Annotated in this window: 20 protein-coding genes and 1 pseudogene; 3 read left to right on the top strand and 18 right to left on the bottom strand. The window is 38.0% G+C overall.

The genetic code is table 11. The features are described from left to right. From J5J05_RS10000 to J5J05_RS09990, 3 genes and pseudogenes are all read right to left on the bottom strand, one after another. Positions 1-409, bottom strand: a pseudogene (locus J5J05_RS10000) (transposase); the annotation flags it as partial. Between the two features lie 69 nt (positions 410-478). Continuing rightward, positions 479-637: a helix-turn-helix domain-containing protein gene (locus J5J05_RS09995; protein ID WP_208560540.1), complete on the bottom strand. Its 159-nt coding sequence runs from the start codon at positions 635-637 to the stop codon at positions 479-481. 264 nt (positions 638-901) lie between these two features. Next, positions 902-1,651, bottom strand: coding sequence for an AraC family transcriptional regulator (locus J5J05_RS09990; RefSeq protein WP_244244709.1), 750 nt, complete (start codon positions 1,649-1,651; stop codon positions 902-904). A 452-nt stretch (positions 1,652-2,103) separates the two neighbouring features. On the opposite strand from J5J05_RS09990, the gene fucO reads away from it, so the two are divergent. Next, positions 2,104-3,255: a lactaldehyde reductase gene (gene fucO / locus J5J05_RS09985; protein ID WP_208560539.1), complete on the top strand. Its 1,152-nt coding sequence runs from the start codon at positions 2,104-2,106 to the stop codon at positions 3,253-3,255. Positions 3,256-3,305: 50 nt separating this feature from the next. Here fucO and J5J05_RS12885 read toward each other — a convergent pair whose 3' ends face one another. Continuing rightward, positions 3,306-3,437: a hypothetical protein gene (locus J5J05_RS12885; protein ID WP_279633329.1), complete on the bottom strand. Its 132-nt coding sequence runs from the start codon at positions 3,435-3,437 to the stop codon at positions 3,306-3,308. A 311-nt stretch (positions 3,438-3,748) separates the two neighbouring features. Here J5J05_RS12885 and J5J05_RS09980 point away from each other — a divergent pair, with 311 nt between their 5' ends. Then, positions 3,749-4,894, top strand: coding sequence for a hypothetical protein (locus J5J05_RS09980; protein WP_208560538.1), 1,146 nt, complete (start codon positions 3,749-3,751; stop codon positions 4,892-4,894). A gap of 152 nt (positions 4,895-5,046) precedes the next feature. On the opposite strand, the gene mnmG is transcribed toward J5J05_RS09980, so the two are convergent. The 3 genes from mnmG to J5J05_RS09965 form a co-directional block, all read right to left on the bottom strand. Next, positions 5,047-6,933, bottom strand: a complete 1,887-nt coding sequence (gene mnmG, locus J5J05_RS09975) for a tRNA uridine-5-carboxymethylaminomethyl(34) synthesis enzyme MnmG (protein WP_208560537.1) — start codon at positions 6,931-6,933, stop codon at positions 5,047-5,049. A gap of 51 nt (positions 6,934-6,984) precedes the next feature. Continuing rightward, entirely contained in the window at positions 6,985-8,373 is a 1,389-nt protein-coding gene (gene mnmE, locus J5J05_RS09970; RefSeq protein ID WP_208560536.1) for a tRNA uridine-5-carboxymethylaminomethyl(34) synthesis GTPase MnmE, read from the bottom strand. A 243-nt stretch (positions 8,374-8,616) separates the two neighbouring features. Beyond that, a complete protein-coding gene (locus tag J5J05_RS09965; protein WP_208560535.1) occupies positions 8,617-9,738 on the bottom strand; it encodes an urease accessory UreF family protein in 1,122 nt (373 codons plus the stop codon). Positions 9,739-9,875: 137 nt separating this feature from the next. Between J5J05_RS09965 and treR the strand changes: the two genes are divergently transcribed. Then, positions 9,876-10,598 carry a trehalose operon repressor gene (gene treR / locus J5J05_RS09960; protein WP_208560534.1) on the top strand — a complete coding sequence of 241 codons (723 nt, stop codon included), beginning with the start codon at positions 9,876-9,878 and terminating at the stop codon, positions 10,596-10,598. Positions 10,599-10,656: 58 nt separating this feature from the next. Here the strand turns inward: treR and pcp are convergent, their stop codons facing one another. The 11 genes from pcp to rpmH form a co-directional block, all read right to left on the bottom strand. Next, positions 10,657-11,304, bottom strand: coding sequence for a pyroglutamyl-peptidase I (pcp, locus tag J5J05_RS09955; protein ID WP_208560533.1), 648 nt, complete (start codon positions 11,302-11,304; stop codon positions 10,657-10,659). A gap of 63 nt (positions 11,305-11,367) precedes the next feature. After that, positions 11,368-12,291: a DUF979 domain-containing protein gene (locus J5J05_RS09950; RefSeq protein WP_208560532.1), complete on the bottom strand. Its 924-nt coding sequence runs from the start codon at positions 12,289-12,291 to the stop codon at positions 11,368-11,370. Beyond that, complete coding sequence (locus J5J05_RS09945) at positions 12,291-12,992, bottom strand: DUF969 domain-containing protein (protein ID WP_208560531.1); 702 nt, start codon at positions 12,990-12,992, stop codon at positions 12,291-12,293. Before J5J05_RS09945 ends, J5J05_RS09950 begins: the two co-directional genes overlap by 1 nt. 194 nt (positions 12,993-13,186) lie before the next feature. Beyond that, positions 13,187-14,839, bottom strand: a complete 1,653-nt coding sequence (gene treC / locus J5J05_RS09940; protein WP_208560530.1) for an alpha,alpha-phosphotrehalase — start codon at positions 14,837-14,839, stop codon at positions 13,187-13,189. A gap of 163 nt (positions 14,840-15,002) precedes the next feature. Beyond that, complete coding sequence (treP, locus tag J5J05_RS09935; protein WP_208560529.1) at positions 15,003-16,511, bottom strand: PTS system trehalose-specific EIIBC component; 1,509 nt, start codon at positions 16,509-16,511, stop codon at positions 15,003-15,005. A 228-nt stretch (positions 16,512-16,739) separates the two neighbouring features. Beyond that, the gene (locus J5J05_RS09930) at positions 16,740-18,014 is read right to left on the bottom strand and encodes a bifunctional folylpolyglutamate synthase/dihydrofolate synthase (RefSeq protein WP_208560528.1); all 1,275 of its coding nucleotides are present in this window, start codon (positions 18,012-18,014) and stop codon (positions 16,740-16,742) included. A 75-nt stretch (positions 18,015-18,089) separates the two neighbouring features. After that, complete coding sequence (locus J5J05_RS09925) at positions 18,090-18,920, bottom strand: GNAT family N-acetyltransferase (protein ID WP_208560527.1); 831 nt, start codon at positions 18,918-18,920, stop codon at positions 18,090-18,092. A gap of 138 nt (positions 18,921-19,058) precedes the next feature. Continuing rightward, positions 19,059-19,979, bottom strand: a complete 921-nt coding sequence (gene jag, locus J5J05_RS12880) for an RNA-binding cell elongation regulator Jag/EloR (protein WP_208560526.1) — start codon at positions 19,977-19,979, stop codon at positions 19,059-19,061. A gap of 68 nt (positions 19,980-20,047) precedes the next feature. Further along, positions 20,048-20,896: a membrane protein insertase YidC gene (gene yidC / locus J5J05_RS09915; protein ID WP_244244708.1), complete on the bottom strand. Its 849-nt coding sequence runs from the start codon at positions 20,894-20,896 to the stop codon at positions 20,048-20,050. A 95-nt stretch (positions 20,897-20,991) separates the two neighbouring features. After that, positions 20,992-21,342 (bottom strand): ribonuclease P protein component, encoded by a 351-nt coding sequence (rnpA, locus tag J5J05_RS09910; RefSeq protein WP_208560525.1) that lies wholly within the window; start codon positions 21,340-21,342, stop codon positions 20,992-20,994. 128 nt (positions 21,343-21,470) lie between these two features. Next, positions 21,471-21,614: a 50S ribosomal protein L34 gene (gene rpmH, locus J5J05_RS09905; protein ID WP_072693642.1), complete on the bottom strand. Its 144-nt coding sequence runs from the start codon at positions 21,612-21,614 to the stop codon at positions 21,471-21,473. Positions 21,615-21,646 lie beyond the last annotated feature (32 nt).

Below are 21,646 nucleotides of genomic sequence, written 5' to 3'. Positions count from 1 at the left end.
TGTTCAAGTTCCGCGTCACTTTCTTTCTTTATTACTTCGTAATAATAAGATCCTCTACTGATCTCAAGGGCACGGCACATCGCTGATATAGAATATTTATGTTTATTACGTTTGATTACTTCGACTTTCGCCCGAATATCAGCGCCGCTTGCTTTAAAATATCATTTTCCATTTGAAGCTGGGTATTGGCTTTTCTTAATGCTTTCAATTCTTTCTGTTCAGGTGTTAAGTTATCTTTTTCTTTGAATGAACCGGTTTGATGATGTTGACTTACCCACTTGTCAAAAGCAGATCCTGTAAGGTCATATTCTTCTATGATTTCTTTTCTTGATTTTCCTGCTTTGTGTAAATCAACAATTTGCTTCTTGAATTCATCTGTATAAGTTCGACGTGGACGACGAGTAGACATGATAGATTCCTCCTGTGTGCGTTGTGTTTAGTATACACACCTTATCTTTTCTGTCCAACTCAGTGTAACCTATCCACTCAGTTTTTTTAGGTTATCTATTCCTAGAAAACTTTTATTATTTTCCCATTTAGAGATTGCTTGTCTAGTGACATATAAATGATTTGCAACATTTTCTTGAGAATACTTCTTAGATATTCTTGCTTCTTTTAATCTATCTCCTAATTCCATCCCAGTTCTTCTTTCTTATAAATTTTTTGTTATATGTATTCATAGATTTCAAATATAAAGGAATTAATTTAGTTATATTTTCAAGTAAATAACTAGCTCTTCAACAATAGCATATTGCTAATTGTTAGGATAGAACTATTTTATTTATAAGTTTATTTTTGAGTAGATAAATAGTCGGTTGATTATTACCTCCTTCTTCCTTATCTCAAAATAAAAAATGATCAAAAAGAAAGCCTTCTACTGTTCTAGAAAAATATTAAAAGATCATCGTTGTTTACGAATATTAATCGGTGTGTCACCAAAATGTTCGCGATATTTTTTATAGAATTGCGTCTTATTCGAAAACCCAACGTATTCTGAAATGGTCTCAATGGTAAGGCGGGTAGAGAGAACCAAATTGTGTGCTTCATGAAGTCGTTGATCAATAACCAATTTCTTAAACGTATTTCCAGTTTGTTGTTTAATTAAATTCGATAAATAATTGGCATTATAACCGAGCTCATGTCCAAGTTGGGTTAAGGTCAGCGTTTTGTAATTGCTCTCGATTTGCTGTAAAATCCGGAGCATTAAATTACTTTGTCCATCCTTTTGGTAAATTTTGATCAGCTGAGAATGATATACACGAGAAAGCTGTAAAAACAATACTTGTGAAAAAGCATTCATAACCTCATTACCTAAGTGTTTGTTTGAATAGAATTCTAAAATCATTTGATCTAGGGTGACTTGAATCTTAGGTTCTCTTGATAAGTCTAGTATTAAATGCGTCTCATTATACCCAGGCTCTAAAATCGCATTCATTAGAAAGTTAAACGTTAAGCCAACGCTTCGATTATCGATTTTCTTTAAAAGATTGATATTGATATCCTTTGTCTTGAATAGAAAGTTGAGCAAGATGTCATTTTGACCTAGTGGCAACAATTCGTGCTGACTATTGGTATCTAACAGCAGTAACTGACCCTCTTTTAGTGTGACAGGAACCCCATTAATTACCTGTTCAGATGTTCCACTGTACATGTAATTAAATTCTAAAAACTGATGAGCATGAAGAGGATAAGGCGCAAAACGACGATGTTGTCGGATAAAAATATTTTTTTCCTGAAAAAAGATTTGATCATCTAATTTAAATTGATGATTATTTCTACTATTTATCTCCTCTTCAAATTCGGTAACCCATTGGCCAGTTTCTTTTTGTTTGATTTCTTCCGGAGTATAGGGAAGAAAGATATCACGAACTAACTTATTCAGTTAAACCACCTCTATCTGTAAAATTGATACGATTATAGTAACATACTGTTACTGTACAATAAAAACTTTCATGCTAGGATTAACTCATCATTTAAAGAAAAAATAGGATTCAAACTATACGTTTAAGGATTGAATGAATAGACAAATAAGTATGTACCCGCTGGGTGTTTTTTATTTCGATTTCATTGTGAAAAATAATACAAATTGAGGAGTTTTTAATAATGGCAAATAGAATGATGTTAAACGAGACCTCTTATCACGGCAAAGGTGCGATCAAAGCTGTTCCAACAGAAGTAAAAGCGCGTGGCTTTAAAAAAGTAGTTGTTGTAACCGATAAAGATTTGATCAAATTCAATGTAGCAACTAAAGTAACCAACTTATTGGATGATGCAGCAATTGATTATGTCATTTACGACGGAATCGTGCCTAATCCAACGATTGAAAATGTCAAAAATGGTGTGAATTTTGTTAACGAGGTCGGTGCAGATGCAATCATCGCTATTGGTGGTGGTTCACCGATTGATACAGCTAAAGCCATTGGTATCATCGTATCGAATCCTGAATTTTCAGATGTGATTAGCTTAGAAGGCGTTGCCGATACGAAAAATCCTAGCCTACCAATCTTAGCAGTACCAACGACTTCAGGGACGGCAGCAGAAGTAACCATCAATTATGTGATTACAGATAAGACTAACGCCCGTAAATTTGTGTGCGTCGATCCTCACGATATTCCACTAGTCGCCTTTATCGACAGCGAGATGATGATGGGCATGCCGAAAAATCTTTGTGCTTCGACTGGGATGGATGCCATGACACATGCGATTGAAGGTTTGATCACTAAAGGCGCATGGGAAATGACCGACATGTTACACTTAAAAGCAATCGAAATCATCGGCCGTAGTTTACGTTCATCTGTTGAAGGTGAATTGAAAGGTCGCGAGGAAATAGCGTTGGGTCAATATATCGCAGGTATGGGTTTCTCAAATGTTGGTTTAGGTTTAGTTCATGGAATGGCACACCCATTATCTGCATGGTATAACATTCCTCATGGTGTTGCTTGTGCTACATTACTACCGACTGTCATGAAATACAACAAGGCTTTCACTGGAGAAAAATATCGAGAGATTGCTAAAGTACTGCACATCGTAGATGCAGAGATCATGACGATTGAAGCTGCGCGAGATGCTGCGTGTACTGCGATTGACCAATTATCTAAAGATGTGGGCATTCCAACAACCATTTCTGAATTAGGTGTAAAAGCTGAAGATTTACCAAAAATTGCTGAAGATGCATTAAATGATGTTTGCACGCCAGGAAATCCGCGAGATACAACAGTTGAAGAAATCATTGAGATTTACCAAGGTTTATTGTAAATAAATAGCTACAATCATTAGGGTTGTACAAGAGATGACGTTGGCGAGCTTTACTCTCCAACGTCATTATTGTGCAACCTAACTTTTTGGATAGAGCCATTTTCTTTTTCCAGTAGAGATTCCAAGAACTTATCTAATCTTCCAACATCTTTTAAATTTTTAGGAAAATCAATTTCAATCATTACTCTTTCCCCTGGTGTTATTTCTTCTCCAGTATGGGTGTCATAGAACTTTTTTATTTATTACTCTCCTTTTAAAAAATCACATTTGTATTAATATGTTTTTAAATTAACATATTCGCAACAATTTTCAAGCACGCTACTTGAAAATCACTATTATTGTCGTAGTTAAAGAAGTGCTAAGAGAAAAATACACTTTCTAGTAATGATCCAATTTCTTATGCTCATTTTAACATAAAGATTATACAAGCCCTTTTATTTTATATCAAAAAATGAACGTAGTAAGCTTAATATAACTAAAAGGAGGCTTTATTGTGAAACGCGCGTTTTATCATCATTTTACCGTCATAAGTCTTTGTGGTTTATTCTTAGCAGGTTGCTCTTCCAATTCTGAGACTGAAACAGATACACAACAATCGGAAGACATCCAATCAGATGATTCTCAAAAAATAGAAGACACACAAAGCGACGCTTCTCAAGAAGTTGAAGATACTTCTAACGACTCCGAGAACACTGGTGGGGCAAATAGTGAAGAAGCTTTTACTCTACATCCAGAAGAAGAAGACAAGGATCCCATCGCTTTGGAAAACTTACAACTCCCAGAAATTTATGAAAATACATTAGTTTACAATGGAAGTATCAATCCTGAAACTAACTTAAGAACTATATTCCCTGAAGAGGTAACCCCATACCCAGATATTATGGGGTCTGACTTAACAGAATCAGGTGCTTTCGCTGTATTACCTAAACAAGAACTTCAAGCCGGTGACAAAATCACTTTCTTTGTTAGTGGAGGGGGGCTTGGTACAGAACAGGACTTCTACAGAACCGTTCAACCAGCAGAAGAAGGAAAAGAGATTGTATACAGTAATCTGGAGACGGAAGAACAAGGTCAACAATTGCTAGAAGAGGTAGATCTTCCAACTATTTATTCAAATACTAGAATTTTTGATAGTGAAGTATCTCCTAATGTAGAAGGTATTTACTACAGAAACTCATCAGATGAGTTAAGTGCTAATCTCGTGATGAAATTTGCGGAAGATACTGAGGATTCTCCAAATAAATTCTTTACAATCCTCGATGAAGATCTTCAAACTGATCAAAAGCTTGAATTTTATACTATCATAGATGGCTTAACGATACCTTTTAAGAAAGAAATCCAGTCATTATCCGGAGAACAGCAACAGGCTGTAGATAGGATTGAATCCTCAACAACCTTGCCCGACTTCACTATTAATACCGAAACTTATGAGGGAGAAACGATTCCAAACGCGGAGATAGTAGTTTTAAATCCTGCTTTTCCAGCAAGAATTGCTTACCCAACTTCTGATGAGCAAGGAATGTTCTCTCTAACCCTTAGTGAATCAGACAATATGTTACAAGAAAACGGTTCTTTGCTTTTCGAAATTACAGACGAAAACGGACATACAGCTACAATTGAAAAAGAAATAACGGAGTAACCTACTTTTTAAAATAAAGAGATAGAAAAAAATATTTTTCCTATCTCTTTTTGTTTCTTAGTACCTAAAAATAGAAAAAGAAGATTTATCGAATATTATCGATAAATCTTCTTTAAAATAGCACTCTATCAGTGCCACTAACTGTATAATTTTTAAACTTTCGCTACGCTACCTTGCTCGACATACACCATCAAGATAGAAATATCTGATGGATTCACGCCACTGATACGGCTTGCTTGTGCGATCGTTTCTGGTTGGATTTTGGTTAGTTTTTCAATGGCTTCTGTTGCGATACCGTTGATTGCGCTATAGTCAATGCCTTCTGGAATCCGTTTGTTTTCCATACGTTTGACTTTGTCCGCTTTGCGGAATGCTTTTTCAATATAGCCTTCATACTTGATGAAGATTTCCACTTGTTCCATTACTTCTTTAGATAACGGTTCTTCTGTTGGCGCAAATGGAATAATATCTGGGTATTTAACATACGGACGACGAATGAAATCGTAGACTAAAATCCCATCTTTCAATTGTGGCTCATCTTTTTCTTCAAGATACGCTGCAACATCTGTTGGTTTTAGACGAATCTTTTTCAAACGAGCCAATTCTTGTTCGACTTGGTCTTTTTTCTCCAAGAATAATCGATATCTTTCTTCTGATAACAGTCCTAGTTCACGACCAATTTTACTTAATCTGAAGTCTGCATTATCGTGACGTAATAAAAGGCGGTATTCTGCACGTGATGTCAGTAAACGATATGGTTCATTCGTTCCTTTAGTCACTAAATCATCGATCATGACACCGATATAGCCTTCGTTACGTTTCATCACAAATGGTTCTTCTCCTTGAACGAGACGCGCTGCATTGATACCAGCCATTAGGCCTTGTCCGCCGGCTTCTTCATACCCAGAAGTTCCGTTCATTTGACCAGCAGTAAATAATCCACTGATCATTTTTGTTTCTAGTGAAGGCCGTAATTGATAAGGTTTCACGACATCGTACTCAATCGCATAACCTGTACGCATCATTTTCGCATTTTCAAGTCCCTCAACTGAGTGTAAAACAGCTAATTGAACATCTTCAGGTAAAGAAGAAGAAAGTCCTTGTACATAAACTTCATCTGTTGTTTCACCTTCTGGTTCTAAAAACAACTGATGACGTGGTTTGTCAGAAAAACGAACTACTTTATCTTCAATTGAAGGGCAATAACGAGCGCCCACGCCTTCAACGATACCCGTGAACATTGGCGCACGGTGAAGATTTTCACGAATAATATCGTGAGAAGTCGTACTTGTGTAGGTCAACCAGCAAGAGGTTTGGTCTTGAAGGTATTTTTCATCGGGTGTTTCGAAACTAAAGTGGTGCGGCTCTAAATCTCCAGGTTGTTCTTCTGTTACTGCATAGTTGATAGAATCTTTATGGATTCTTGGTGGTGTACCTGTTTTGAAACGATCTAAATCAAAACCAAGTTCCAATAGATTCTCAGATAGTTTGATAGACGGTTGTGTGTTGTTCGGACCAGAAGAATATTTAAGTTCTCCAATCACGATTTCACCACGAGAAGATGTACCGGCTGTCAGTATAACCGCTTTTGAACGATAAATTGCGCCTGTATTGGTAATGACGCCTTGAATGACGTTATCTTCAACGACTAGTTCGTCAACGATTCCTTGTTTCATATCCAAGTTCTCTGTTCTTTCAATTGTTCGTTTCATTTCGATCGAGTATAAGTGTTTATCCGCTTGCGCGCGCAAAGCACGGACTGCCGGGCCTTTTGCTGTGTTGAGCATACGCATTTGAATATACGTTTTATCGATATTGCGCCCCATTTCGCCACCTAGGGCATCCATTTCACGCACTACGATCCCTTTAGCAGGTCCGCCGATTGATGGGTTACACGGCATATGGGCAACCATATCTAAATTGATGGTTATCAATAATGTCTTCGAGCCCATTCTAGCGGCTGCTAGTGCAGCTTCAGATCCAGCATGACCCGCGCCAACAACGATCACATCATAATTTCCAGCTTCATAAGTTTGCATCGTATGATTCCTCTCTAGTATAAAATCCTTTTTGGTCGTTCAAACAACAAATTATTTTCCTAAACAGAATTGACTGAACAGTTGTGTGATCAATTCATCTTGCACACTATCTCCTGTAATCTCACCTAGCAGATCCCAAGCTCTTGTCATATCGATCTGTACAAGATCAACGGGCATCCCTGTTTCGATCCCTTCTATGACATCGTTAAAGGCATCCACTGTTTCATTCAGCAAAGCAATATGACGGATGTTTGAAACATACGTTGCATCGCGCTCACCTGTTTTTCCTGAAAAGAATAAATCAGCGATTTTCGCTTCTAGATCATTCATCCCGTCACGTGTAACAATAGATGTCTGGATAATACTTGCCGGATCAACGAGTTGATTCAATTCATTCATATCTAATTTCGTTTCAAGATCCATTTTGTTTAAAATCACGATTCGGTGATGTTCATCTGTCGCTTCAATGAGTAATTTATCTTCTGGCGTCAGCGCTTCGTTTTGATTGAATACCAGTAAAACTAAGTCTGCTTCTTTTAATGCCTTACGACTTCTTTCAACGCCGATTCGTTCAACAATATCTTCCGTTTCACGAATACCTGCTGTATCGATCAGTCTAAGCGGTACGCCTTTAACACTTACGTATTCTTCCACCACATCACGCGTTGTACCAGCAATTTCTGTCACAATAGCCTTGTCTTCTTTGATCAAAACATTCAGTAAGCTCGATTTCCCGACATTCGGGCGCCCGATAATCGCTGTTGCCAATCCTTCACGCAAGATTTTCCCCTGGCTTGCTGTGTCCAGTAAGGCTTCGACTTGTGCTTTTACTTTTTCTGCTTTTTCTACAAGTAGTCTTGCCGTCATTTCTTCGACATCGTCATACTCGGGATAATCAATATTTACTTCAACTTGTGCCAGCGTGCTCAAAATATCTTGTCTTAAATTTCTAATCAGACGCGATAGGTCTCCATCAAGCTGTGTGACCGCCATATGCATCGCTCTGTCCGTCTTTGCACGGATAACGTCCATTACTGCTTCCGCTTGTGATAAATCGATTCTACCGTTCAAGAATGCCCGCTTCGTAAATTCTCCAGGCTCAGCTAATCGCGCACCATTGTGTAAAACGGTTTGGAGGACACGATTGACTGCGAGGACGCCCCCATGTGTATTGATCTCAATCACATCTTCACGTGTATACGTCTTCGGAGCTTTCATAACTGAGACCATTACTTCATCGATTTGTTCTTCGGTTTTCGGATTCACGATATGCCCATAATGCATCGTATGTGATGGTTGGTTTTTTAATGTTTTATTCCCTAATTGATAAACGCGGTCTGCAATCTCAACAGCTTCATCTCCGCTGATTCGTACAATCCCAATTCCGCCTTCACCAGGAGGAGTAGAAATTGCTGCAATAGTATCAAATTCGATCGCCATGTAATAAATACCTCCTATTTTTCTTCACAAAAAAAGTGCCTGGTCCACCCCAATAACGCCCACTTAAATAGACTTGAGGTGGAAAAGCACTTTCACTACTTTACCTTTATTTAACTTGCACTTCATTTTCCTTGTTCAACACTGTAAATGATATAAGGAATACCTTTAAAAGTCAACCTCATAACTTATTTTTTAATAGTAAAATGTGAACAAGTTTGATTGCTTTGTTCACCTGCTGAAATGCTAAACGATTTCCTCTTCTATGCCTGCCATCTCAGCTCTATTTGTTCGTTCTTCTCTTACTTTTTGACTAACGACATCCACTAATCGCTTATTCAGTACCTTGTCTGCATAAGTTGGCGCATGGTCCAGTGACTGTTCTGCCTTTTCAATCCATTGATCGGCTTGATCAAGATCATCATCGATCCAAAATGCCATCGCCGCTTTGAGACGGTAACTTTCCAACTGATTTGCTTTTAAATATTGCTTGAACAGTGGATCTCCTATAATTTCATCTTGTATGAGTGTATCTTCTGTTTCCATCGTTAAATGACAAAACAGATATTCTTTTGCAATTTCTACCTGATAAGGTTTGATCATATCTAAGCGTTGCTTCCATAACGGTTCAATCAACTCTAGTGCATGACCGAAGTTTTCCGATTCTAGCTCTTTGTTAATTTGTAATAAAACCGTATAAGCATTAAATTGTTCCGTCATCGGTTCATTGGGATTTTCTATCAATTCATTTTCTTTGATCTCAGAAAACATTCTGCCTTTTACAAAGTCACTCGTTAACCGCAGTTCCTGGATGAGCTGGTGTTGTTTGTTGGGATCATGCTTTAATTGTTTCAACGTTTGTCCATCTGTAAATCCAAAAGGAATTAGATTCAATACACCACTGACGATGCCTACAAAAGCAAATAAATAAAGATAAAGGGCATCGGGTAAGAATAAGACTAATCCAAGTGCCAACAGCGCTGTTATCCCGTTAGCTAAAGCACCACCCATCAAATAGAGTCTATATGGTGGTTCATCAACTCGCTCCGGGGGCACCATCAAACACTGTCCACCAGTACCCATGATTGAATAGTTCGCAAATCTGTATTGATTTTTCTCTTTTATCACTGCCAAATTAAAAATTCGAAAGAGTAAAAAATGATAACCCGCTATTTTTCCTGCAATCATATGACCTATTTCGTGAATAATAATATGGATAAAACCGAAGACGACTGTACTAATCATAATCATTGCCGCTCTAAGCGCGAGCCATTCTAGTGAAATATCCGTTAAAGTAGAATAATAACCAATCCAAAAGCCAAGACCAGCACAAACAAAGATAAATAACGTAATCAAAATTTTTTTCAAAAGTGCACCTCTATGTTCGTTTGTTTTTTTAAAACCTATTTAGAATTCAACTATACACTATGCGTTATTTTTTTTCTAAAAAAGTATCCCATCTGTGTTAGAATCGGAAGTAGAATGGAATAAAGGAATGGATCATTTTGAGTAAATTTCACGAAATTTTTATTGATATAGAAGCAGCGATACTAAATCAGACTTACAAGTCTGGTGACTTGCTCCCAAGTGAAAACGTCTTGACGAAGAAATACAATGTTTCGCGTGAAACAATCCGTAAGGCACTCACTTTACTCTTAGAAAATGGCTATATTCAAAAGAAACAAGGTAAAGGATCGATTGTTTTAGATGTGAAGCGTTTTGATTTTCCAATTTCAGGGTTGACGAGTTATAAAGAACTACAAGACTCACAAAAGATTTCTAGCGAAACGATTCTGATTGAAAATAAAGTTATCACTATTCCAAAACATATTGCTAACTTTCTCAAAGTTTCCGAAGACACAACGGTTCATGCTGTCATTCGTACGCGAAAAGTAGACGAAGAAGTGGTCATTTTGGATAAAGATTATTTATTGACCTCTGTAATCGAGCACTTACCGAATGAAGAGGCGGCGCACTCTCTTTATCATTACATCGAAAATAAACTCGGTCTAAAGATTGGTTACGCGCGAAAAGAGTTTACTGTTGAGCCCGTAACTTACGAAGACAAGCATCTCATGACCTTACATGATGATCACCATATTGTCGTTACACGAAGCGATGTTCATTTGGAAGATACGCGGTTATTTCAGTATACTGAATCTCGACATCGACTGGATAAGTTTCGTTTTGTCGACTTCGCTAGAAGACGCGGTCCGCAAACAGAATAAAAAAAGAGGTCTAACACAGATTAACATCTGCGTTAGACCTCTTTTCATCTTCGATTAATTAGTGTGTCGTTCCACCAATTGCTTTTAAATCTGCTTTACCATCGAATGCAACGATTGCTTCGATTGCTTTAGTGATACCTGCAGAGATATCATCAAGATTCATTGCTGGTTTTCCTGGTTTATCCACTGTTTGTGAGGGAATAAACGGCACATGCATAAATCCAGCTTTGATTTCTGGGTACTTTTTATCAATCATATACTGAATTTGGTACATGATATGATTACAGACAAATGTTCCTGCAGAATTGGATACAGAAGCGGGAATACCTGCTTTTTTCATCTCTGTCACCATCGCTTTAACTGGTAACTGCGTGAAATAAGCTGCTTCTCCATCTTCTTGAATCGCGACATCGATTGGCTGATTCTCATCATTATCTGGAATTCGAGCATCATCAACGTTGATGGCCACACGCTCTGGTGTCAATTCGAATCGTCCGCCAGCTTGTCCAATGTTTAAAACATAGTCTGGCTGGAAATCTTTGATAGCTTCCTCTGTTACTTCGGCGCTTTTTCCAAATACGGTTGGAATCATTACTTTTTTGATTTCAGCGCCACCAATTGTATCAGGAATTTTCTTAACGGCTTCCCATGCTGGGTTTAAACTTTCTCCGCCGAATGGATCGAATCCAGTTACTAAAATTTTCATATTTACCTCAACCTTTCCTTGTCATTTTATCAGAAATCAAGAACTTGAAATAAACAAATTGACTTAAAATGCCCAGAAGTACATAAGAATAACATGGAACACGATCATGATAAGGGCCATTGGAATTTGTTCTTTAATAACGCCATTATCGTTTTTCATCTCAAGTAAAGCAACTGGTAAGGCGTTAAAGTTCGCTGCCATTGGTGTCATCAGCGTACCACAGAATCCAACTGTCATCGCAAGTGCGCCAGCTACTGCCGGATCTCCACCTTGAGAGATCACAAATGGAATACCAATACCCGCTGTAATAACGGTAAACGCCGCGAAAGCATTTCCCATGATCATTGTAAAAATAACCATACCAGCTGAATACGCAATAACGCCAATCAGTGGATTGCCTTGCGGTACAAAGCTAGAAATGCCATTGGCAATAACGTCTCCAACACCGGCTTCTGTAAAAATCACACCTAGTGCTGCGAGGAGTTGCGGTAAGAATCCTACAGGTCCAACTTGTTGAACCATTCTGTTTCCATCTTCTAACGCTTGTTTAGGTGATGAGCGTGTAATGATCATCGCTACAATCAAAGAAACGACCGCACCAATACCAATACCTGCTTGTCCACCAAGAGGCGTCAGTTGTGCGATACCTACTGCAACAACTGCCAGTACACCTACAGGAACGAATACTAAACTACCTAATTTTTTGCTGGAAGCTTGTGCTTCTTCTTCCGTTACTTCTTGAACATTTCCGATTTTCACCTGTTTTGTCAGCGTCAATACGCCAACAATTAATAAAATCGCACCGGTGATTTCTGAAGGGATAAAATTCCCTAGGGCAAATGTAATGCCTAATAATAACCAAAATAATGCCGTACCAAATTTGGCTGGGTGCGTTTTGTCTGTTGCTACTTTTAACGCAACATAGCCTAGTAACAATCCTACAAGGATAAAAAAGAATTCTAATAAATTATTGACGAATGCTTCCATTATGATTTACCTACCTTTTGCTCTTGATCGACTCTTTTATACTTGCGGTCCATCTTACGGTCAAAAAGAATATTCGAAACCACTACGATGACAAGTGCAAAAAGCGCTACTGGAATTGTTGCAACAACGATGTCTAAAGGTGAAATAACATAACCTAAAGAATCCATCGTTTTCGTAATTAACAGCACACCTGAAGCGGCGATAAATGTATTCTGCGCAAAGAAGTTACCAAAGTTTTCAGTAGCTGCAGAACGTGCTTTGATTTTCTCTACATCTTCTTCACTGATCTCACCATATTTTGTCTTAGCTGCTGCTTGAGACATTGGCTCAATCAATGGACGAACAAATTGTGTTTGTCCTTGCATACGAATAGAAAACGCACCTGCGATTTCTCGGAAAACCATATAAATTGAAAATAGTTTTCCTGCTGTGATTCCATTGATTCTTTCCAGAATACGAACAGCTTGTTGGCGGAGGCCCGCTCTTTCTGCAATCCCGATCATCGGAAGTGTCAGTAAAAATAATGTTACTAAACGATTGCTAACAAATGCTTCTCCCATAATGGCAAGAAACTCAAAAAATGAAATACCTGAAACTAATGCTGTAACCAATGCCGCAATCAAAACCACTGCGATCGTATCGAATTTAAAAATAAATCCTACAACAATAATTAATATACCAATTAACCGTATGAACTCCATATCTATCCTTCTCTCAAAAGTTTTTTAGACTTACAATATAAAATCATAGCACCTCATAAGATGAGAGTCAAAGTTTGATTATTCTAAAAATAATGACTATTTCTTCTCATTGTTAAGATATTTTGTACGCAAAAAACGCCGTCAAGGACAGTAAAGGAACTGACTCTCATTGACGGCGCTCATTTATGATTAGATTAATCTAATAGAAAAGCAACTGTTTCGTAAGGTTGCATCATGAATTTCTCTTCCAATTGACGCTCCCCTTTGTTTCCTAAAAGATAGCGTGCTTCTTTTTTCAATAAGTGTTGCGGGAGATCGATGATTGCCTCATCTCCATAGAAATGGTTTAGTACCAAAAGTTTTTGTCCTTCATATTCTCTCATATACGCATAGATACTTTGGTGACCTAACAAGATTGATTCATATGAACCCTCTTGAATAAGCTTGTATTCTTTTCGCAACTGTATGAGCTGTTTGTAGTAATCTCGAATCGACTGACTCACTCGTTTACTTTCTACATTTCGTTCTTTATAGTTTTCCGGAATTTTCAACCAAGGTGTACCGTCTGTAAAGCCAGCATTTTTGGAGTCATCCCATTGCATCGGTGTTCGTGCATTATCTCGAGATTTCTCCTGGATAATTTCCATCACTTCAGCTTCAGACATCCCACGATTTTTCAATTCTTGATAGGCATTGTGTGATTCAATATCTACATAATCATCAATCTTATTGAAATTAGGGTTTGTCATCCCTATTTCTTCTCCTTGATAAACAAATGGCGTTCCACTCAAGAAATGAATCGTCTGGGCAAGCATCGTCGCTGTTTCAAATGGATAATTGTCGACATCACCAAATCGACTATTCGCACGTGGTTGGTCGTGGTTATTCCAGAAAACGGCGTTCCAGCCACCACCTTCATTCATGCCTCGTTGCCATTCATCAAGCAGTTTTTTCAATTCCAAGAAATCAAAGGGCGCCTTCGTCCATTTGTCGCCATCTTTATAATCGACTTTCAAATGATGAAAACTAAAGATCATCGACAATTCGTCTCGATCAGGATGAGAATAATCAATACCATTTTTTACGGTCGTAGAACTCATTTCTCCTACAGTAACCACATCGTCATACTTCCCAAACGTTTCCCGATTCAGTTCTTGAATGTATTCATGGACGATTGGCGTATCCGTATAAAGTTTTTTGCCTACGCCATCATCTGCATCGCTTAATTGCTCATCCTTACCAATAACATTGATGACATCAAAACGAAGTCCTTTCACACCTTTTTCCAACCAGAAATTCACTGCATCATACAGTTCCTGACGAACTTCTGGATTGCGCCAGTCCAAATCTGCTTGCGTCTTATCGTATAAATGCAGATAATACAGGTCTGTATCTCCAAATTTTGACCATGCTTTTCCGCCGAATTTCGACTCCCAATTCGTTGGTAGACTGCCATCCGCTTGTGCTTCTCTCAACAAATAATAATCTTGATACTTTTTATCACCGGCTAAGGCTTTTTGAAACCACTCATGTTCCGTAGATGTATGGTTCAACACCATATCCAGCATCAATGAAATCCCACGCTTATCTGCTTCTTGCACCAACGTATCAAAATCTTCCCATGTCCCAAACATTGGATCGATAGCAGTATAATCTGCTACATCATAGCCATTGTCATTCTGAGGTGAAGGATAGAAAGGGTTTAGCCAAAGCATATCTACACCCAACTCATCCAAATAAGGTAACTTTTCAATAATGCCTTTCAAGTCTCCGATGCCATTTCCAGTTGTATCCTTAAATGATTTCGGATAAATCTGGTAGATGACCTTGTCGTGAAAATTCGTCATATTTCTCATCCTTTCGATTAATAAAAAAAGATTGCCCCTAAAGTACCGGTTAATGGTCTATAACATAAGATATAGACATTTATCGGTCTTATAGAACCAATCCCTTAAAACACGTTTTTACATCGGTTAACCATGTATTTAATCAATGGTCCGATAAGTTCGCTTACTGTCCTAATTTAGGTACTGGTAAGTTCGTATTTTCCCATTTTGTTAAAATACCTTTTTTCTCGAAGAAAATCGTTAATACGATCGGCACAACGATAGCAACCGCCATCGCAATCAAGAATCCTAAATAATGTTGCGGAATAATAGAAAGAATTCCTGGTAAACCGCCGACACCAATATTAAATGATGCCACACCCATACTTACTGAAATCATTCCTGCAAAAGCCGAACCGATCATACCAGCAACAAATGGATAAACAAACTTAATATTAATACCGAATAAAGCTGGTTCCGTTACACCCAAGTAAGCTGAAATCGTAGCGGGTATCGATACTTGTTCTTCTTTCTTGTCACCCCAATGCATAATAATCATACCTAGGACGGCTGAACCTTGAGCAATATTAGAAAGTGCAATCATAGGCCACAAAGTTGTTTGTTCAAACTCAGCAACTAGCTGCAAGTCGATTGCATTCGTCATATGATGTAATCCTGTGATAACAAGCGGTGCGTATAAGCCACCGAAGATGAATCCAAATAACCAGTTGAATGATCCTGATAGACCCCAGTTTACCGCTGTAGATAACCATGTACCTAGCGTCCAACCAATTGGTCCGATTACCGCATGTGCGATGAATATCGTTGGAATCAATGCAAATAGTGGAACAAAAATCATTGAAATCGCTTCTGGAATAACTTTACGTAACCATTTTTCTAGATATGCTAGTAAGAAACCGGCCATCATCGCTGGAATAACTTGCGCTTGGTAACCAATTTTATCTAATTGGAAGAAACCAAAGTCCCATTGTCCAATATCTCCAGCAAGAATGTCTTCTACACCGTACGCATTTGCTAGTTGTGGCGAAACGAGTGTAAGTCCTAAAACAATCCCCAGTATTTGAGTTGTTCCCATTTTTCTTGTTACACTCCATGCAATACCCACGGGCAAGAAGTGGAAGATTGCTTCACCTGGAAGCCAAAGGAAGTCGTTAACACCCGCCCAGAATGGTGAAACATTTGCGATCGTGTTATAAATCGTTCTACCAGATTCTGTGACTTGAGGAACACCATCAATCACTAATTGTCCTAAAGCCTGTATTTGAACCTCGCCTAATATGTTACGAAATCCTAAAATCAAACCACCAATAATAATTGCGGGAATAAGCGGGGTAAATATTTCAGCTAAGGCACCCATTAATCGTTGTAGCCAGTTCATGTTTTGCGTGCTTGCTTTTTTCACGTCGTCCTTAGAAACACCTTCAAGTCCAGAAACATCTGAAAATTCGTTGTAGAAATCAGCTACTCTGTTTCCGATAATAACTTGAAACTGTCCAGCCTGCGTAAAAGTTCCTTTTACAGACGGAATATCCTCAATTCTCTTAACATCTGCACCTGATGGATCATCTAATACGAATCGCATCCGCGTCGCGCAATGCGTAACAGCGTTAACATTTTCCTTACCGCCAATTGCATCCAGCAACTCTTTAGCATCAGTCTTAAAATCTGCCATATATTCTCCTCCTAAATTTTTATTTTAACTTGTATATACAAGTCATCCTCATCCATACTATAGTTTAAACCATATAAAAATGCAAGCGTTTCACTCAAACTTTCTCCCCTTTGAACTTTTAGGCTTTCACAACCTCACGCCTATACCAATTTTATCACTAAGCGCTTTGATGAGTGAACAAAAAGCCCTCCAACCTGCAGGGTCACCTACAAACTAAAGGGCTTTTCATTAATGACTAAATTGTTTTCTCAAATCTCCTACTAAGTAAAGAGAACCAAAAACAATGATGATTTCTTCTGTGCCTGCCGATGCGATATAAGCTTTGACTGCATCGACTGATGTTAATGCTTGTGCTGAGATTCCTGTTTTTTCTAACTGATTAGCGACTTCCTCCGCGTCAAATCCTCTCCAAGGATCTGGCGAAACTGTTAAAATTTTGCTCGCCAAGTCTTTCACTTCGCTGATCATATCCATATAGCCTTTGTCTTTCATCATCCCTACGATAAACGTAACTTGCTGGTCTGGAAACAATGTCCTGATATTTTGGCTCAATGCTTTTACACCTTGCTCATTATGTGCGCCATCAACTAAGACTAGTGGCTGTTCTTGTAATGTTTCCATTCTTCCAGCCCAGAAGGCTTTATTCAGTCCGCCTCGTATGGCTTCTTCGTCAATTGCTTCGTACTGTTCACTCAACGTTAACGCCGTTTCAATCGCTAATGTAGCGTTTGAAAGCTGATGATCTCCAATCATATGAATCACTAAATCATGCAAGTCTTTGTAGTGAAACCGTTGCTCTTTAACAGAAGTAGCGATGACTTGAATTGATTCCTGATCGATGATCGTCAATTTAGCTTGCTCGTGCTTAGCTTTTTCTTCAAAAACAGATCGTATGACTTCTTCGCAGTCATATACGATGGCTGTTCCATTGGCTTTGATAGTACCCGCTTTTTCTTTCGCAATTTTATCAACCGTGTCTCCTAGCATATTCATATGGTCTAATCCAATGGATGTAATGACTGCTACTTCTGGTGTATGGATAACATTCGTCGAGTCCAGTCTTCCGCCAATACCGGTTTCCAGTACGATCAGATCACATACTTGTTGGCTGAAATAAACAAAAGCCACCGCTGTTAAAATCTCAAATGAATAGAGCTTCTCCCCTAGTTCTTTTTCAACGACGTCAACATAACGTGCTACTTTTTCAGTGCTTGCAATAAAGTCTTCGTCAGATATATGCTGTTGATCTATTTGGATTCGCTCATTTAGAACTTCCAAATGCGGTGATGTAAATAAACCAATACGTAAGCCGGCTTCCTTTAAAATCGAAGCGATAAAAGAAGCTGTCGTCCCTTTGCCATTTGTACCTGCTATATGAACAAATTTCAACTGATTTTGAGGATTACCCAATTTTTCCATCAATAGTAACATTCGATCCAGATTCTCTTTCTTGCCATTACCTCGATTGGTGTTAACGAGTGTCGTTACCTCTTCCATATTCATCGCGTTAGCCTACATTTCTAATTTTTCTTTATTATACAATCCAGTGATTCTAATGTCGAAAACAAAATAAATAAATCAATTATATGTATAATAATCCTGTCCCTGAACAACTTCAAAGCCAACAGATTCGTATAAACTTAATGCACGATTATTTTCTGTTTCAACCTCCAGATGAACGGTATAACCTTTTTCACTTTTTTGTTTAACAATAGACTGCAAAACCTTTCGTCCAATGCCTTTTCCTTGGTATAAAGGTAAGATTGAGAATCCATAAATCCATGCTTCATTGCCTTCTCTCGTTACACGGATCATGCCAATAGGTTGACGATCGACATCAATCATCCATTCATCACTGTCTGCATCATTAGCCATCTCGTCAGCCAATTCCTTTTCCCTCTTTAAAGCCTCTGCTTTTTCAATACCGAATCCATCCACATTTAGTTGAACACGCAAATCTAGATCTTCACTTGTCGCTTCTCTCAGTGAAAACCCTGATGTAAAAGCTATAGGTGTTGGTTGCCATTTCATTTGATATTCTGTAAAACTATATACTGCGCCTTGCTTTTTCAAGAACTGTTTGGCTGATAAAGCACTTTTGGGTGCATTCAGTAAAGTTTTGTTATAGCCATTTTCTCGTATAATGTTCATCGCTTCTGCAAATAAGGTTGTAAAATAACCATTGCGTCGCTCACTAGGCTTAATCATCCCTGTTATTTCAACGGTTGAACCAAAAGCATATAATCCAATAAAGCCTACTAAATCATTTTCTTTGTAAAAGAATAGATCGTTTTTGTTAGTATTTCGCATACGGAGCATATCCCAATTCAGCTTTAACGCTATTTCATCATAGATTTCCACTTCTCTTTGGAGCGCTTCAATATCCGAAAGTTGCTTATTTGTTAGCATAATCGTTCCTTCCAATCAGTCTTTTTTTATCTCATACTAAACTTTTCTTTTTTGAATACATCGTATTTTGTAAATTAAAACCAACCATGTCTAATTTTTAATTAGACATGGTTGGTTAAGTTTACTGAATTAGAACATCTATTCTTCTGGTTCTACCACTAAATAACGGTGTGGTTCTTTTCCTTCAGAATGTGTTTGAATGCCTTGGTGGTGGTTTAAGTAACGATGAATCAATTTTCTTTCATGTGCAGGCATCGGCTCAAGCGTTACTGGACGATTTGTCTGTTTCACTTTATCAGCCGTTCTTTTAGCCAATTGCTCGACTGTTTTCTGACGACGGTCTCGGTAAGCTTCTGCATCTACTTTTGCAAAGAACTTCGAATCTGCAAGTTGGTGCAATTGAATTTGAGCAAGTGTCTGTAAGCTATTTAATACTTTACCGTGACGACCGATCACTAAACCAGCATCTTCCGTTTCGATATTATATTGTACTTTCTTTCCCTGCTTCTCTACGTGTATCGTAACATCCTCAATACCCATTTTTTTGGTAACATCTGTTAAATAATCCGTTACCTGTTGAATCGCAGCTGCATCTGTTTTTTCTATTTTCTGACGTTCTTCTTCAGAAATGGTGGGCTTTGTTTCTTCAGCTACCGGTTCTTCTGTTTCTACAACATTGTTGGATTCAGTTGCTGTCGTTTCCTGACTTTCTTTAACTTCTTCAGAACTTTCGGCAACTGGTTCAACGATGGCTTCTTCTTCCATAGGATCTGTAGGATGCTCATCTGCAATAAACAATTCTTTTTCAGCAGTTGGCTTATCTTTGGGAAGAATCTCTTCTTTTAAAAAAGAGGAAGCCAATACACTTTTAGCATCATTTGTCGTGTTTTTTCTCTTTACGACTACAACAGCATCTTTTTGACCAATACCTAAAAATCCTTTTTTACCAGGTTCTGTTACTTCAATCTCTGCTGCTTCTTTCTTTAGTCCTAGAGCTTTTAAACCTTTTTCAATAGCGGCTTCTTTGGTAGGTGCCTGTGCTGTATATTTATCAATCACGAATAATGCCCTCCGTTCAACGATAGGTTTTTTTATTCAATCAAATCATATCAAACATGTACCTTAGATTATTTTCTTACGTTACGACCAAGTTTCTGTGCACGTTTCATCGCTCTTCTACGCTCACGTTCTGCTTCTCGTTGTTGTTCTTCTTTCATTAAACGTTCTCTGCGCATCTTGAATGGATTTTGTAGCAGTAATGTTTGTAATGCTGCAAAGCCATTGGAAGCAGCAAAGTACAATGCCAATGCACTAGAAAGTCTAAATGTTATTAAGACGATGAATAACGGCATAATGTACGTTATGACTTTTCCACCTGCTTGCGGTCTTCCCATACTCATTAAGTACGAGTTCGCAAAGGTAAAAACACCCGCTAGAATCGGTAGAATGAAGTAAGGATCCGGCGCACCAAGGTTGACCCATAAAAAGTCTCCAGTTGCTAAGATCGGTGTTCTATTCACTGATTGATACAAAGCAATAAAGACAGGCATTTGAACTAATAGAGGTAAGAATCCAAGATAGGGATTAACACCGGCATCTTTATACAGTCTTTGTTGTTCTTCCCTCAGTTTTTGTTGTGTTTCTGTATCTCTTGATGAGTAGCGCTCTCTCAATTCCGTCATTTGCGGATTGATTTCGTTCATTTGCTGCATATTTTTTTGCTGGAAATGTGTAATTGGAATTAATAACGCACGGATAAATACCGTTACAATGATAATTCCCATTCCGTAACTGTTATTGAATAATCCTGATACCCAAATAATCAGCTGCGCAAAATTATAAATTATAACGCCATCCCAGAAGCCCTCACTTTGAGCTGTTACATCACTTGTTCCACAAGCAGCTAGAATAAATACGAATGCAAGCATACTCATCATCAAGAGCAATCGCTTACGTTTTTTAATGATAGTAGACATCTTTTTCCTCTTTTCCAAATTCTTGTGTGCTAAGTTGATTATAAAACAAAATCGTTGTTTTAAACATCCTTATTTTATGATAGCTCTATCTTATTTTATTCTTGATTGGTCAATTTTGCTAATTTCAAAACATGCTTCAAACTTTTCTTAACTTCTTCTGTCGACATTGTTGCTGCAGGATTTCTAGCAATCACCAAAAAATCTTTGTCATGCTTTAATACATCTTCTTGATCTAACGTTGTTAGTGACTGTCTAATTTTTCTTTTTACGGCATTTCTTGTTGGTGCATGTCCTAGCTTCTTGCTCACTGAAATACCTACCCTGAAATGAGTCTGATCTGGTTTTTCTAAAAAATAAACGACAAACTGGCGATTAGCCACGGATGTTCCTTTATGGAAAACTTTTTGAAAGTCTGATTCTTTTTTCACACGATAAGCCTTTTTCATGACGCACCACCACCTGCCTTTTACTTGATTCAATCGTTCTTTTTAAAACATTTAAAAAAACTTTAGACAACAAAAAAAAGGCGACGTGCTCTTATGTTTAATAAGAAGCTATCGTCGCCTATTATTTCTTATGCTGAAATTCTTTTTCTTCCTTTACGACGTCTTGCTTTCAATACTCTACGTCCGTTTTTTGTGCTCATGCGTTTACGGAATCCGTGTACTTTTTGACGCTTACGTTTTTTAGGTTGATATGTTAATCCTTGTTGTGACATTGATCATACACCTCCTGAATCATTGCTATATC

This window comes from Marinilactibacillus kalidii (genome assembly GCF_017599325.1).
Taxonomy (GTDB): Bacteria; Bacillota; Bacilli; order Lactobacillales; family Carnobacteriaceae_A; genus Marinilactibacillus; species Marinilactibacillus kalidii.
The sequence above is the reverse complement of the archived record's forward strand: the minus strand, read 5'-3'. Positions and strand labels throughout refer to the sequence as shown.